Source organism: Methylomonas albis (assembly GCF_014850955.1).
Lineage (GTDB): Bacteria > Pseudomonadota > Gammaproteobacteria > Methylococcales > Methylomonadaceae > Methylomonas > Methylomonas albis.
The window spans coordinates 2,097,573-2,112,798 of record NZ_JACXSS010000001.1 but is presented as its reverse complement, the minus strand read 5'-3'; the positions used below and the strand labels follow the sequence as shown (position 1 = coordinate 2,112,798).

Genomic DNA, 15,226 nt, shown 5'->3' with positions numbered 1-15,226 from the left:
ACATGGCCATGAATCAGGCCCGTCAAACCTTGGGTAACGCCGCCTAATACGCGGCCACCCAAAATTCCCTAACCACCCACGAGGGCGTCATGTTTCGCCCACGGGGTCGGACATGACGCTCTTCATTTATCAGGAGAGATCATGAACACAAACGATCAATCATTGAACCGCGTGCCCTGTCATACCGACTGGCAACGTTACGATTCACCCACGGTATTACGCCGTCACGGCCGGGGCTTTCTGGAACGCCTGTGGCGACCCCAGCCCAGCGAACCCGATCCGCAGCCCTTGGGCCAACCGGAACTGACGACATTAGCCGAAAGTTTTGGCGGCGTGTGTCTGCCGGCGCAAGACGAACTGCTGTTGCTGTTCGGGGATGGCTATTGGGCCCGGCGCTGCCAGACCCAGTTGCAGAAGCTTGGCATTGAGACGGTGCGATTTGGTTGTCAGGTGCAGTTGATCGGCTTTTCGCAATGAAGGTCATCGACGTTTCGCAACGTTCCGATACCTGGCGGCAGTGGCGCTTACAAGGCGTCAGTGCCAGCGAAGCAGCCATCGTCATGAACCGTTCGCCATACAAAACCCCGTGGCGTCTCTGGGCCGAGAAAATCGGCCTGGTTTTGGAAGCCAGCCTGGACAACAACCCGTTGATCCGAGCTGGCATCCAGCAAGAGCCGGAAGCTTTGCAACGCTTCGAGGATAAACACGATCTGATGTTATTGCCGCTGTGCGGCGAGTCGGAACGCTATCCCTTGATGCGTGCCTCGTTCGACGGCTTGTCCGAAGCGAATAAACCCGTGAAAATCAAGTGTCCGCACGAGACCACGTTTCTGGATGTGCTGTTGAATCGGGAAGTCTCGGCAGCCTATCAGTTGTATTGGTGCCAGGTGCAACAGCAATTGCTGGTCGCTGAAGCTCAACGCGGCTTTTTGTTTTTCTATCACCAAGGCCAGGACGTGGAGTTCGAGATTCAGCGCGATGAGACCTTTCTCACCGAGCTGGTCGATACCGCGATGGATTTTTGGTCGGCGGTCAAATCGAAAAAGGAACCGCCTAAGGATCCCGAACGCGATTTGTACATGCCGCACGGCGAGGTGGAGCTCCAATGGCAACAACTGGCGGCAACCTATCGGCAACGAGCGTTGACCATCCTGGACCTGAAAAGCCAAATCAACCAGTTGGAGGATGAGCAGTCGCGCATTGAAGACACTTTGGTGGCATTAATGGGTGATTACGTGGCGGCGGAGCATTCCGGGTTGCGGATCAGCCGTTTTCAAAGCCAGGGCGCCATCGATTACAAGGCCGCTCTTCAAGCCTTGCAACCGGATGCTCCGGCGTCGGCGCTGGAAGTCTATCGAAAACCGTCGGCTACGCGTGTCCACGTGACCTGCCGGGACGATGACGGTAAACATGCCGAGGTGCCGGTCGATGCCCAAGCCTTGAAAGACCTGGCGGGCGTGGACTTTTGGTTTTGAATTTTGATGGTTCGTTTCACGACATTCTGTAACCCCTTAAAGGTTGCAGGATGTCGCTTGATGAATAGGCGTATGCATTCGGTGCCGACATGTTGGTTTTAGGCTGGGCTTTCAAAAAAGTCCAACCCAAAACCCGCATCGTTCAGGCATTCCCTTCGTGGAATCCCGAATCCGGTTTCGACCGGCGTTCCGTTATCAAGCGGCATGAGTATTTTGCTCATGTGCCAGGTGCGTCAAGCCTGGTGTTTTTTGTTTGTCCCGTTGGGGTTCATCACCTTTGCGGGACTCGGTGACCCCTTTTATTCATTGAAGGAGGTCACTATGAATCACGACTTTTGGAAAACCTTGCACGGTTGGTTAAACATTGCCCATAAATCCGCCATATCCCCTAGCATCGTGTTAAACATCCTTGTAATTTCAGCTGAGCCTTTTGGGGCTCTATGACGGCAAACATGTCCGGCTAAATATTCATCGCACAGCGCGCGTACTGTATAAGCGTTTTCAGAATTTGCCACCTCTTGTTTTAACGTTAAGGCTTTTGCCTCTAATTTCGCTTGCTTGGCTTCTAATACAGGATCCCTGCCAGAATCACGCTGGTTTTTCAAAGCCTCCCAGGCGACAATAGCCGATGGAAATGACATAGACGGCCAATGACCGATCGATACCTGCCGAAGGCGTCCATCAACACTGCTTCTATATCGATAAAACCAGGTTCTCACCTTTGCCATCGCAGACAAACGCAGTCCAGGGTAATCATTAAAAGCCATATGCTGTCCAGGTAGCAAAGCTTTAGCGGTACGGGCGTCAAATTGCATTTTGGTATAGGTTTTTTGAAGCGAATGATGGCGCGAGCATAACCTGAAAAAACCTATACTAAAAGGTAAAGTGCAGGTAAGTTACGATGAGTGTCGATAATGTTATACTCAACATAAAATAAAATAATATTCCTTATTCATCATATACTTACAAATGAATAACCAGAAAATACAAGGCACCAAGCAAGACGAGAAAATGCAACACACCCCGATGATGCAGCAATATTTCCGCATCAAATCCGGCCAACCGGATACGCTGCTTTTTTATCGGATGGGCGATTTTTACGAGTTGTTTTTCGACGATGCCAAGAAGGCCGCACAATTGCTCGACATCACTTTGACCGCGCGCGGCCATTCCGGTGGCCAGCCGATTCCGATGGCCGGCATTCCTTATCACGCCGCCGAAAACTATATCGCCCGTTTATTAAAACAAGGCGAATCGATTGCGATATGCGAGCAGATCGGCGATCCGGCCAAATCCAAGGGACCCGTGGAACGCAAAGTGATGCGTATCGTCACGCCGGGGACGGTCACCGACGAGGCCTTGCTGGAAGATCGTAAGGATAATCTGCTGGTGGCGTTGGCAGTATTCGACAAGTTTTTCGGACTGGCCTGCCTGGATTTGGGGAGTGGTAAATTCACGCTCCAACAATTGGATAACGAAACCCAGCTGCTGAGCGAAATCGAACGATTGAATCCGGCAGAGCTGCTGTATAGCGAGGACATTAAACTACCGTCCGCCATCAAAGAACGCCGCGGCTTATGCAAACGGCCGCCCTGGCATTTTGACTTGGATAGTTGCCGGCTGTTGATTTTAAAGCAGTTCAACAGCCACGACTTAAAAGGCTATGGCTGCGAGCATTTACCCGCAGCAATTTGCGCGGCCGGTTGTTTATTGCAATACCTGCGCGACACTCAACAAAGCGCCCTGCCCCATATTCAAGGCATCCGCGTCGAGCACTGCGACGATAGCATCAGTCTGGACGCTGCTAGCCGCCGCAATCTGGAGCTGGACAGCCACCCCAGCGGCCAGCTGCAATACACCTTGCTGGGTGTGCTGGACAAGACCGCCACGGCGATGGGCAGCCGCTGTCTGCGGCGCTGGATACATCGACCCTTGCGCGATCATGCCGTTGTGAATGGCCGTTATGCCTGCATCGCCAGCCTATCGGCAAATCAGTTATATGCAGATCTACAAGTCAGCCTGCGTCAGGTTGGCGATATAGAGCGGATTAGTTCGCGCATCGCCTTGAAATCCGCGCGGCCGCGCGATCTGCTGGTGCTGCGCCACACCTTGGCGGTGTTGCCGCAACTGCAATGCCAACTCGCGGATAGCGAAAATCCGCATCTGGACAGCCTGCGTACACAATTACGGGAACAGCCGGAATTGCTGGCCCTGCTGCAACGCGCCATCGTCGACAATCCGCCTGTGTTGATTCGCGACGGCGGTGTCATCGCCCCCGGCTATCACCCGGAGCTGGACGAACTACGTAATCTCAGCCAGAACGCCGATCAGTTTTTGATCGACATGGAACAGCGCGAACGAGCCAGCACCGGTATCGCCACACTGAAAGTGAATTACAACCGGGTACACGGTTATTACATCGAGATTTCCAACGCCCAAGCCGACAAGGTGCCGGAGCATTACACCCGCAAACAAACCCTGAAAGGTGCTGAGCGTTACATCACCCCGGAACTTAAATCCTTCGAAGACAAGGTGCTAAGCGCTAGGGAAAAATCTTTAAGTTTCGAGAAAGCCTTATACGACCAATTGCTGGATACACTAGGCGACGCCTTGCTTGACTTGCAACATTGCGCCAACGCCCTGGCTGAACTGGATGTGTTGGTAAATTTCGCCGAACGCGCCGAAACCTTAAACCTGTCTCAGCCGACATTGGATCAACAGCCGGGCATAGCCATCGTCGGCGGCCGGCATCTGGTGGTGGAAGCGCTCTCCAGTATTCCCTTCGTCGCCAATGATCTCAATTTCTCGGCCGAGCGGCGCATGCTGGTCATCACCGGCCCAAACATGGGCGGTAAATCGACCTATATGCGCCAAGCGGCATTGATCGTGCTGATGGCTCACATCGGCTCTTATGTTCCTGCGCAAGCACTGCGTTGCGGGCCGATAGACAAGATATTCACCCGCATCGGCGCCTCCGACGATTTGGCCAGCGGCCGCTCGACTTTTATGGTGGAAATGTCGGAAACCGCCAACATTCTGCATAACGCCACCAGCAACAGCCTGATTTTGATGGACGAAATCGGCCGCGGCACTAGCACCTTCGACGGCTTGTCGCTAGCCTGGGCCTGCGCCGATTATCTGGCCCGCCACACCCAGGCTTTTACGCTATTTGCTACCCATTATTTTGAATTAACCACACTGGCCGAAGAACAGAGCAATATCCACAACATTCATTTGGACGCTATGGAGCACGGCGACAAGATCGTATTTTTACACGCGGTGAAGGATGGCCCGGCTAGTCAAAGCTACGGTTTGCAAGTGGCGGCGCTGGCCGGCGTGCCACAGAGCGTAATTGCCAACGCCAAAAACAAGCTGGCACAACTCGAAAACACCGCCTATATCGAGCTGCAGAATCATAGCGAAATCAACCAATTCGACTTATTCACCAGTCAGGAATGCCATCCGGCTGTGGTGTTACTTGAGGAACTCGATCCCGATCATTTGAGTCCACGGCAAGCATTGGACGCCTTGTATCGTTTGAAAGCGCTATTAAAAGCTAACAAGCGTTGATAGGAATATGATCCCAGCCCGACGCGGAACGCAAACAATTTAGCTTGCCCCAGCAGCCAATTCAGTGCGGAAAACCTTGTTTTATATTAACTAATTGCGATTGCAACTAGTATACTTTCCAAAGCTTCCCTACCTAACACAGTAAATTCCATGGCGACACGCCACTTTGAAAAACCATTGATTGTTATGCTGCTGGTAGTGTTCACGATCAGCTTAAGCAGTACGGACGCGCTATGGCGATTTGATCGCTGGATCTATGATGTCCAACTAAAGCTGCTCGCTACCCCGGCTTCAAAAGAAATTGTCATTATCGAAGTCGATCAAAAAAGCCTACAAAAACTAGGACGCTGGCCCTGGCCTAGAGATATTCACGCCCGTTTGCTGGAGACTCTGGCACCGATGAAACCCAATGCCATTGCCTTGGACTTTGTTTTTTCCGAAGCCGACCGGCAGCATCCGGAGTTGGACGCACGCTTAAGCCATGCGCTAGAAAGCAACAATCAGGTAATACTACCGGTTATTGTGGAACACAATGGCAATAATATAGTCGTAACGCAGCCCTTGCCGGAGTTTGCCAAACACGCGGTATTGGGGCATGCCAACGTTGACTTGGATAAGGACGGAATTAGTAGAAGCGTTTTATTGCAACTTGCTTTGGGTAACTCGCAGTGGCCGGCAATGCCGCTAGCTATATTTGCATTACTCCACCCGGAAATATTAACTGATTTACCCGGCTTACGTACCGAAACGCTGCAAGACGGTATACAAGGCGATTACCGTGTGTGGTTGCCGTTCTTCAACCCCAACACCGATTTCGCTCGGGTGTCTTATTTAGACGTGTTGTCCGGTGCCGTACCTGGACAGTTTTTTAGCCACAAATACGTACTGGTCGGCTTGACCGCCAGCGGGATAGAACGTGAGTTGCCAGGACCGTTAGCCGTCGGTGATAAGCCCATGAACGGCGTGGACTTCGTCGCTGCAGGCTTGGATGGCCTGATAAAGCAAACTCTTTGGCAGCCGTTGCCGGGCCATTGGCAATTTCTATTAAGCCTGGCAATAGCCGGTATCGCTATCAAAATCAGCACTTTTTTTTCACTGCGCTGGCTAGCCTTAGCTGTATCCATACTGTCCATAGCTATTTTACTGTTCAGTTTGGCGTTACTGTACGCCAGCCATTATTGGTTTGCGCCCGCCGCTTCCTTAGCCGTGGTGCTAGTGAGCTACCCGCTACGCAGCTGGCGGCATTTTGAAAAACTGATTCAATCCTTATTCGCGGAGCGAAAGCGCGCTTATATCACCTTAAATGCCATCGTCGATGGCGTAATAGCCACCGACAGCAAGGGCGTCATCGAGTATATGAATGCGGCCGCTCTGGATCTCGTCGGCAGCAAACAGCCGAAGACTGCCAGCCAAAATATCGACGATATTTTTAGCGTGGAAATGGACGGTAAACCCCATAAAATGGGTGAATTGATCAAACAAAGCGTCAACAGTCAGGGACCGTTGAAATTCAACAATAGCCGCCTATCCATTTCCGACCAATATGTCATGAACGCCAACCTGACTATCGCCCCGTTGATCGGCCGCCGTGGCATGCTGATAGGCACAGTATTGACGATCAACGACATTGGCGAGCGAATGATTATGGCGAAAATGCTGCTGCAAAAAGCCGAAGAACAATCTGTGATGCGAGAATTAATTAACCGGACCGAACAAGTTAGCTTGGCCAAAAGCCAGTTTTTATCGCAAATGAGCCACGAATTACGCACACCGTTGAATGCCATCATTGGCTTTGCGCAGTTGATGCAAATGGACGATCCGGAACATCCTCTGGCCGACACTCACCTGGACTCAGTCAATGAAATACTCAAGGCCGGTCTGCACTTACTCGGCCTAATAAACGAGCTATTGGATCTGGCCAAAATCGAATCCGGCAAAATTAGCGTCAATATCGACAGCATTAACTTGGTTGAAATGATAAAGGATTGCCAAACCCTGATTGCACCCATGGTGAACAACAAGGGCCTGGAACTAATCGTCGACAATCCTTTGCCTGAGGACGTCGAGCTAAAAGCAGATCCGAAACGCGCAAAACAAATTTTATTAAATTTTCTTTCCAACGCGGTGAAATATAACCGCCCTAACGGCTCTATCAGCCTCAGCAGCAGGCAGGTAGGCAATAACAGGGTTAGGATTTCCATTACCGATACCGGGAATGGTCTGGCAGAGCAGGAACAACAATTGTTATTCCAATCGTTTCAACGCCTGGGCGCGGACAATACCGATATAGAAGGCACCGGCATCGGACTGGCAATTACCAAACAACTGGCCGAATTGATGCACGGCAATGTAGGCCTAAGCAGTACGCCCGGCATAGGCAGTACGTTTTGGGTGGAATTGCCGATCCATTACCATTAAGCCCCATTAGTATGTGGGATGCAGCCGCGACCCTAACTTATCGTATCCGGCAATCCATGCCGGCGCCGGATACTAACGCAAACTAGGCATTTAGTTTACTATGCTGGTTGCTATCAAATCCTAAACAAACCCAAAATCCAAACAAGTCATAGTTTCAGACAACGCGCAAACTCTATCTATACTTATACGCTACATTTCAATACCGCTTCTGAGTCGCGGCTGTTGATTTCCCTAAACACTGCTTATCGAGGCCATTATGAAACATCTTTTCGCCTGTTGGGGCATGGGACTAGCCCTTTGCATATCGAGTGAAGTATCAGCCGATGAATCAGTTATCGGTTACATCAAAACCATCACCGACCAAACGACTATTGACGAGAGCACCGGCCCGATAAAAGCCAGTCTTGGTTCGCCGATACGCATAGGCAACGTCATCAAAACCGACAAAAACGGCGCTGCCGGGCTAACTCTAAAAGACAATACTATTTTGTCTATCGGCCCAAATACCGAATTAAAGATCGAGGCGTATCAATTCGAACCACAACAGGATAAGTTGCAATTAAATGCCAACTTGTTGACAGGCACGTTGCACTATATTTCCGGCGTCATCGCCAAACTCAAGCCTGAAGCGGTAACGGTAAAAACCCCTACCGGCGTGATTGCGGTGAGAGGCACGCGTTTTTTAGTCAAGATTGAAGAATAAGCCGAGTATTTGCCATGATGACAATATCCCTACCCAAAACCCTAACATTCGCTATTGCGCTGGCATTATCCGGTTGTGCCAAGTCCTATTTAGTATTGCTGGAGGATCACGACGGCTCGACCGGGAAAGTGATTTTCAGCGACGCTGGCAGTGAAACAGTGGTTGAACAGGCCGGCTATGGCGCGGCACTGGACAATTCCAAAACCGTATTCAAAGTCGAACAAGAAAAGATCAATAAAGATTTTGGCAGAGCCTTGGCCTCCGAACCCGTGTCGCCGGAGATATTTTTATTATATTTTGAGACTGGTGGCACCAAGCTAACCGCCGAATCAGCAGCCCTGATCCCTAAAATCATAGAAACCGCTGGCAAACACCCAGCCGCCGATATTTCTGTGATCGGTCACACCGATACCGTGGGCGATGCGGGCAAAAACGAAAAATTGGCTAACGAGCGCGCGGTGCAGGTTAGTCGCTTGTTCGACCCAAGCAAACTGGATGTGAAGGAAATCGCCGTTACATCGCACGGCGAAAAGAATTTATTGATTAAGACCGGCGATGAAACATCCGAGCCGAGAAACCGTCGGGTAGAAGTGACGATTCGATAGTTTTCTAACCAAAACCGCCGGCTCGGACGCTGGCGGTTTTGTTGCGTATTCTTTTATTCGCTGGCGAGAACTTTTGCCAATTGCGCAGCTGGCACATAGCCCGGCAGGATATTACCTTTTTGCGTGACTATCATCGGTGTGCCGTTCATTCCAAATGCTTCGCCTAGGGCCATGTGTTCGTCCACTGGGTTTTCACAGGTTTTTGCATCCAGATTCTCGCCTTTCTTCGCGGCAGTTAAAGCTCTATTTTTGTCAGCGGCACACCAGACGGAAACGGCCTTTTTGTAGGAATCCGAGCCCTTGCCGGCTCTAGGGAAAAACATGTAGCGTATCGTGATGCCCTGCGCCATGTATTGATCGATTTCCGAATGCAGCTTACGGCAATAGCCGCAATCGATGTCGGTAAAGATAGACACCATATATTTGCTGGCTTCAGGTTTGAAGATGATCATCTTTTGTTCGCCGACTTTATCCAACGAGGCTTTACGCACGCTAGCCAGCTTGGTTTCGGTGATATTTTTCTTTGCTTGGGCATCGAATAACTGCCCTTGCAACAAATATTTGCCATCTTCAGATGCATAGAAAATATTGCCACCCATGCTCACTTCATACAAACCTTGAATTTCGGACGGCTTGACAGAATCGACCTGTCCTCCTGGCATAAACTCGCTCAATGCTTTTTTAATGGCGGCTTCGTCGGCAAATAGCGCTGGACTAGTCAAAGCCAATAGCGTCAAAGCCAGAATATGTGTGATTTTTTTCATGCGCTTACCAGGAAAGATTTAGAAAGAATGCGGTTGACCACGACGCCGTTGTTTTGTTCAGCGCTATTGAAATAATCTGCCAATATCAAGAAACATCGCCAAGCCCATCAGCAACATCAATAGCAGCATGCCGGCTTGTTGAAAGTACAGCTGTACTCGCTCTGGAAGCGGACTGCCTTTAATGGCCTCGACCGCAAAAAATAGTAAATGACCACCGTCCAGCACCGGTACCGGCAATAAATTCAATACGCCAAGGCTGACGCTAACCAAGCCCAGAAATTTCAAAAATGCCGTCAAACCCATCTCGGCAGACTGACCGGCATATTGGGCAATGCTGATCGGGCCGCTCAGGTTCTCGACCGAAGCGGAACCTACCACCATTTTTCCCATCATTTTCAACGTAGTCACTGCATAAAACCAGACGCGTTTACCCGCAACCGGCAAAGCATCCAATGGTGATAAGGCGTGGGTGATCATCATGGCGTCCATCAAGTCTTTCGGCGCATCAACGCCAGCACCGATTTTGCCAACTGCCTTGCCTTCACCTTGCATTTCGCTACGCGGCGTAATGCTCAATGGCAATTGCGCACCGCTACGCTCCAGCAATAACTTAATTTCGACATCAGGCCGGGCCTGAACATAATCAACCCATTGTTGCCAATCGGTAATTGCTGTGCCGTCGGCGCTGAGGATTAAATCCCCGCTGTGTAAACCGGCTTGTTTGGCGACACCATCGTCAAGCAGTTTGCCAATAATCGGCTTGATAGTCGGCACCCAGGGCTTCAATCCTAAACGCTTGTGCAGAATTTCCGGGGTTTGCACGTCTTGTTCCGTTAGATGAATCAGGCGTACTTGTTGGCTGTCGTCAATAGCTTTAGTGAGGACACTGATCTCTGTTTTACCGTCAATCGCCAAGGTCAACAAGGTATCCAGGGCTTCTATCCAGGTAGGCGTGACCGTCTCATCGATACTGAGTATTTCGTCGCCACTCACAAAACCAGCTTGCTCAGCCAGAGATCCCGCTTCGACGCCACCGACTACAGGTTTAACCCCCACTTCACCGATTACCAGAACTAGCCAAAACAAAAACACGGCTAGCAATAAGTTAGCAATCGGCCCCGCCGCGACTACTGTGGTTCTGGCTAACAACGGTTGCCTGTTAAAGGCATACGGCAAATCTTCCGTTTTAACCGCTTCTTCGCGCTCGTCGACCATTTTGACATAGCCACCTAACGGAATTGCAGCCAAGACGAATTCGGTATCGTTAGGGCTTTTTTGCCAAGTAATTAAGGGCTTGCCAAAACCGATGGAAAAACGAATTACTTTAACGCCAACCTTGCGTGCCGCCCAAAAATGGCCGTATTCATGAAACGCCACCAGCACTGCGATGGCGACGATGAAATAAAACAAGGTGTGCAAAGTATCCATAAACTAGTGTTTGAGTTCGGCGATCACCGCATTCGCAACATCCCTGGCCTGCTGGTCGGCTGTCAGGACATGTTCGAGCGTATCGGCACAATCGGCTTTAAATTCCGCCATGCTCCGTTCTATGATGCGCGCAATATCGGTAAAACGCACCTGCTCGTTCAAAAAGGCTTCCACGGCAACCTCATTGGCAGCATTTAAAACAGTCGGCATAATGCCGCCGGCTTTTATAGCTTCGTAGGCCAGTCTCAAACACGGAAAACGCTGCAAATCGGGCTGTTCGAAATCCATATGTTTGACTTCGAAAATATTCAGCGGCGCCACGCCGGAATCGAAACGCTCCGGCCAAGCCATAGCGTAAGCGATCGGCGTACGCATGTCAGGGTTGCCCATTTGCGCCAACACGGAGCCATCGACATAATCAACCATGGAATGAATGATGCTTTGCGGATGGATCACTACTTGTATTGCATCCGGATCCATATTGAACAGCAGACAAGCTTCGATCAACTCCAAACCTTTGTTCATCATCGTCGCGGAATCAACCGAAATTTTCCGGCCCATATCCCATTTCGGATGCGCTACTGCTTGTTCGGGAGTTACCGTATCCAAATCGGCTATCGGCGTTTGCCGAAACGGCCCTCCGGATGCGGTCAATAAAATGCGTCGGGCCTGTTTGGCGGTATGTCCGGTGGTATAACCGGCCGGCATGCATTGAAATATCGCGTTATGTTCACTGTCGATCGGTAACAGCGTAGCGCCGTTCTCGGCGACCGCTTGCATAAAAATTTGCCCGGACATGACCAAGGCTTCCTTGTTGGCCAGCAATACCGTTTTACCCGCTTTCGCTGCTGCCAAGGTTGGCAATAAGCCGGCTGCGCCGACGATAGCGGCCATTACCGCATCAACATTGTCCAAGGTGGCGACTTGAGTCAAGGCTTCGGCACCGGCTAATACTGTCATACCGGCAATAGGCGAATCGGCGATTTTATCCTTGAACGCTTGGGCATTATCCGGATTGGCGACCACCGCATATTCCGGACGGTGTGCCAAACATTGTTCGTACAATGTCGCGATATTACCATTGGCGGTTAAAGCTACCACTTTGTATTGATCGGGATGGCGGGCAACTACGTCTAGCGTGCTGACACCAATCGAGCCGGTGGCGCCAAGGATGCAAATACCTTTCATGCAAATACGCTCCGTCCAATTAGAATGATACCGGCGTAAAAAAACGGTGCCGCAGCGATAATGCTATCGACTCGATCCAGAATACCGCCATGTCCTGGCAGCAATGTCCCGCTATCCTTAACGCCTTTTTTGCGTTTGATCAGACTAAAAAACAAATCACCGTATATAGAGATCAGCACGGTTAATATCGACAGGATCGCCAAATCGATAGTCATCAAGACCGCTAACTCGGGTTGCTCGCCTTGAAAAGCATCAAAACCATAATACACCCTTAAACCTATTGAGCAGATTAGCGCGGAAACCAATGCACCGTACATGCCTTGCACGGTTTTACCGGGGCTGATTTCCGGTGCCAACTTGTCTTTGCCCCATTTTTTACCGGCAAAAAATGCCGAAATGTCGGCCGCCCAAATCAATATCAAGAAATACAACACCATCCCCGGGCCGTAGTACGCTCTTAATTTGCTGAGAAACATCCAGGCCGAGAGCAATACCAACCAACCGCTAAAAGTTTTGAGCCGCGATTTAAATTCGATGCTTAACATTTGCGGGCCGGCTTTTCTGAGCAAAACCATTATCAACACCCAGAACAGCACGGGAGCGATCACAAACCATTCCAAAGCATCCGAATAGTCTTTGATTTCCGGCCATTCCATCGCCTCGCTTAGCAGCTCCAGCAATACCGTCCAATAGGTGACACCCAGCATTGGCACGATCAGAAACAGTACGAACAGTATTTTCCGAGTCAGCGTATTTACATCGGTCAAGGCCATCCATTCAAAGGCGGCTATCAAGGTGACGACGGCAATAAATAATGAAAAATAAAGGGTTGGCAGTAGCAAAACTGCTGTGACGACCACGGCAGCCAGCACTAGCGCGGTTAAGATGCGTTTTAATAACATGTGTTTGATTTTTAATTATTATGGTTATAGAAAAATCCCTAGAGAACTCTGTTGTCGATGACTTGTTCGCCAGTATGTCCGAAACGCCTTTGCCGGCCCTTGAAGCTACCGATAGCTTTTTCCAATGCCAGCTGATCAAAATCCGGCCATAGCGCATCGGTAAAATAAAATTCCGTATAAGCCAGTTGCCAAAGTAGAAAATTACTGATGCGTTCCTCGCCGCCCGAACGAATAAACAAATCAGGCTCGGGCAAGTCTGCGGTCACCAGATACTGATTGACGAGTTGTTCTGAAATGGCTTGTTCGTCGATTTCGCCCGACTTTACCCCGGCAACTATCTGCCGCAAGGCTTGGGTAATATCCCAACGGCCGCCGTAATTGGCGGCGATCAGCAAGGTTAATCCAGCGTTTTGTGCGGTTTGCGCTTCGGCGGTAGCGATTTTTTCCCGCAGTTTTTCTGGAAACGCGCTTTTATCGCCGATGATTTTCAGTCTGATGTTGTTTTTGTCGAGCTTATCGACCTCGGATTGCAGCGTGTTCATGAATAGTTCCATCAACAAACTGACTTCGTCCTGCGGCCTTCGCCAGTTTTCGCTGCTAAAAGCGAATAGCGACAACACCTCAATGTTCTGCTTGGCACAATATTCGACGATCTTCCTGACCGCCTTGACGCCGGCATAATGTCCCATCACCCTGGGCATCAAGCGTTTTTGCGCCCAGCGGCCGTTGCCATCCATGATGATGGCAATATGCCGTGGGTTGCCGTTATTTATCGCCGGCTTATCGTTGTCAACAACAGTCATCTCACCTCTCGATTACATGGAAAGTAAATCGGCTTCTTTTTCTTCGAGATGCTTTTCTACTTCCTTGATGTATTGATCGGTGAGCTTTTGGATCTTTTCTTCGGCCTGACGCGCATCGTCCTCCGAAATTAATTTCTCTTTTAAAGCGTCCTTGATAGCGGCATTGGCGTCACGGCGAATATTACGAATCGCCACCCGACCTTGTTCCGCTTCGTTTTTGACGATTTTAACCAAATCACGGCGACGTTCTTCGGTCAATGCCGGTAAAGGCAACCTGATTACGGTGCCTTGCGTAGCGGGATTTAAGCCCAAACCGGAAGACATAATGGCCTTTTCGATGGCCTGGATCATGCTCTTTTCCCAAGGTACGACTTTTAGGGTACGAGCATCCTCGACGGAAACGTTGGCAACTTGCGATAAAGGCGATTCGTTGCCGTAATAAGTCACGCTGATTTGATCCAGCAAACTGGGGTGCGCGCGCCCGGTTCTTATTTTGGTAAATGCTTTTTGCAAGGACTCGATGCTTTTTACCATACGGCTGGCAGCATCTTGTTGAATATCGCTGATCATTCTGTTAATTCCTCTCGATTAGGGAGCCTATATCTTCACCGTGCATCAAGCGCATAATCGCTCCCGCCTCAAATACATTCATTACCCGCATGGGTAGGTTGTTATCCCGGCACAAGACCAAGGCTGTGGTGTCCATTACATTCAAACGCTGATCGATGGCTTCGTCATAGGTCAGGCGCGGATAAAAGACGGCGTCAGCCACTTTATTTGGATCCGCCGAATAAACGCCTTTGACTTTCGTTGCCTTGATCATCAACTCCGCGTCAATCTCGATTGCCCGCAAACTGGCAGCGGTATCGGTAGTAAAAAACGGATTGCCGGTACCGGCCGCGAAAATAGCCACTCTACCTTTTTCAAGATGCCTGACCGCGCGTCTGCGAATATAGTCTTCGCACACCTGATTGATTTTCAGGGCGGTCATGACGCGAACCGGCTGCCCGAGATATTCCAGAGCATCCTGCATAGCCAGCGCATTAATGACAGTTGCCAACATGCCCATTTGATCACCGGTGACCCGATTCAGGCCTTCCGATGCTTTTTCGCCGCCGCGCAAAATATTGCCGCCACCGATTACCAAGCCAACTTGGATACCTGCATCGCACAAGTCTTTCACTTCCTGAGCCAAGCGTTGGACTATATCGGGATCAATACTGCCGCCCCGCTCGCTCGCCAGTGCTTCGCCGCTCAATTTAAGTAAAATTCTCTGACAAATCAATTGACTCATAATCAAATATCCACCGTAAACATAGGTTAAAAGCAAGGAGTTGAGTTAAATAAACCCGGCAAACCGGGTTTATTCC

Annotated in this window: 14 protein-coding genes; 6 read left to right on the top strand and 8 right to left on the bottom strand. The window is 50.3% G+C overall.

Annotated features, from left to right (window positions below; translation table 11 throughout):
* Positions 1-141 precede the first annotated feature (141 nt).
* Complete coding sequence (locus EBA_RS09645; RefSeq protein WP_192374529.1) at positions 142-477, top strand: hypothetical protein; 336 nt, start codon at positions 142-144, stop codon at positions 475-477.
* On the top strand, positions 474-1,475 hold the full coding sequence (locus tag EBA_RS09640) for a YqaJ viral recombinase family nuclease (RefSeq protein WP_192374528.1): 1,002 nt from the start codon (positions 474-476) through the stop codon (positions 1,473-1,475). The genes EBA_RS09645 and EBA_RS09640 overlap by 4 nt, the downstream gene beginning before the upstream one ends.
* 326 nt (positions 1,476-1,801) lie before the next feature.
* Here the strand turns inward: EBA_RS09640 and EBA_RS09635 are convergent, their stop codons facing one another.
* Complete coding sequence (locus EBA_RS09635; protein ID WP_324615347.1) at positions 1,802-2,290, bottom strand: Arm DNA-binding domain-containing protein; 489 nt, start codon at positions 2,288-2,290, stop codon at positions 1,802-1,804.
* A 154-nt stretch (positions 2,291-2,444) separates the two neighbouring features.
* On the opposite strand from EBA_RS09635, the gene mutS reads away from it, so the two are divergent.
* The 4 genes from mutS to EBA_RS09615 all read left to right on the top strand — a co-directional run bounded on the left by mutS (position 2,445) and on the right by EBA_RS09615 (position 8,771).
* A complete protein-coding gene (mutS, locus tag EBA_RS09630; protein WP_225616069.1) occupies positions 2,445-5,045 on the top strand; it encodes a DNA mismatch repair protein MutS in 2,601 nt (866 codons plus the stop codon).
* A gap of 150 nt (positions 5,046-5,195) precedes the next feature.
* Complete coding sequence (locus EBA_RS09625) at positions 5,196-7,463, top strand: CHASE2 domain-containing protein (protein WP_192374527.1); 2,268 nt, start codon at positions 5,196-5,198, stop codon at positions 7,461-7,463.
* A gap of 256 nt (positions 7,464-7,719) precedes the next feature.
* Positions 7,720-8,166 carry a FecR family protein gene (locus EBA_RS09620; RefSeq protein WP_225616067.1) on the top strand — a complete coding sequence of 149 codons (447 nt, stop codon included), beginning with the start codon at positions 7,720-7,722 and terminating at the stop codon, positions 8,164-8,166.
* A 14-nt stretch (positions 8,167-8,180) separates the two neighbouring features.
* The gene (locus EBA_RS09615; protein ID WP_192374526.1) at positions 8,181-8,771 is read left to right on the top strand and encodes an OmpA family protein; all 591 of its coding nucleotides are present in this window, start codon (positions 8,181-8,183) and stop codon (positions 8,769-8,771) included.
* A gap of 53 nt (positions 8,772-8,824) precedes the next feature.
* Here the strand turns inward: EBA_RS09615 and EBA_RS09610 are convergent, their stop codons facing one another.
* The 7 genes from EBA_RS09610 to pyrH all read right to left on the bottom strand — a co-directional run bounded on the left by EBA_RS09610 (position 8,825) and on the right by pyrH (position 15,150).
* Positions 8,825-9,535 carry a DsbC family protein gene (locus EBA_RS09610; protein ID WP_192374525.1) on the bottom strand — a complete coding sequence of 237 codons (711 nt, stop codon included), beginning with the start codon at positions 9,533-9,535 and terminating at the stop codon, positions 8,825-8,827.
* Positions 9,536-9,598: 63 nt separating this feature from the next.
* On the bottom strand, positions 9,599-10,963 hold the full coding sequence (rseP, locus tag EBA_RS09605; RefSeq protein WP_192374524.1) for an RIP metalloprotease RseP: 1,365 nt from the start codon (positions 10,961-10,963) through the stop codon (positions 9,599-9,601).
* 3 nt (positions 10,964-10,966) lie between these two features.
* Entirely contained in the window at positions 10,967-12,151 is a 1,185-nt protein-coding gene (gene ispC, locus EBA_RS09600; protein WP_192374523.1) for a 1-deoxy-D-xylulose-5-phosphate reductoisomerase, read from the bottom strand.
* Positions 12,148-13,053 (bottom strand): phosphatidate cytidylyltransferase, encoded by a 906-nt coding sequence (locus EBA_RS09595; RefSeq protein WP_192374522.1) that lies wholly within the window; start codon positions 13,051-13,053, stop codon positions 12,148-12,150. Before EBA_RS09595 ends, ispC begins: the two co-directional genes overlap by 4 nt.
* Before the next feature lie 38 nt (positions 13,054-13,091).
* A complete protein-coding gene (locus tag EBA_RS09590) occupies positions 13,092-13,856 on the bottom strand; it encodes an isoprenyl transferase (protein WP_192374521.1) in 765 nt (254 codons plus the stop codon).
* 12 nt (positions 13,857-13,868) lie between these two features.
* Positions 13,869-14,426 (bottom strand): ribosome recycling factor, encoded by a 558-nt coding sequence (frr, locus tag EBA_RS09585; protein ID WP_020481855.1) that lies wholly within the window; start codon positions 14,424-14,426, stop codon positions 13,869-13,871.
* Between the two features lie 4 nt (positions 14,427-14,430).
* Positions 14,431-15,150 (bottom strand): UMP kinase, encoded by a 720-nt coding sequence (pyrH, locus tag EBA_RS09580; protein ID WP_192374520.1) that lies wholly within the window; start codon positions 15,148-15,150, stop codon positions 14,431-14,433.
* Between the last annotated feature and the right edge of the window lie 76 nt (positions 15,151-15,226).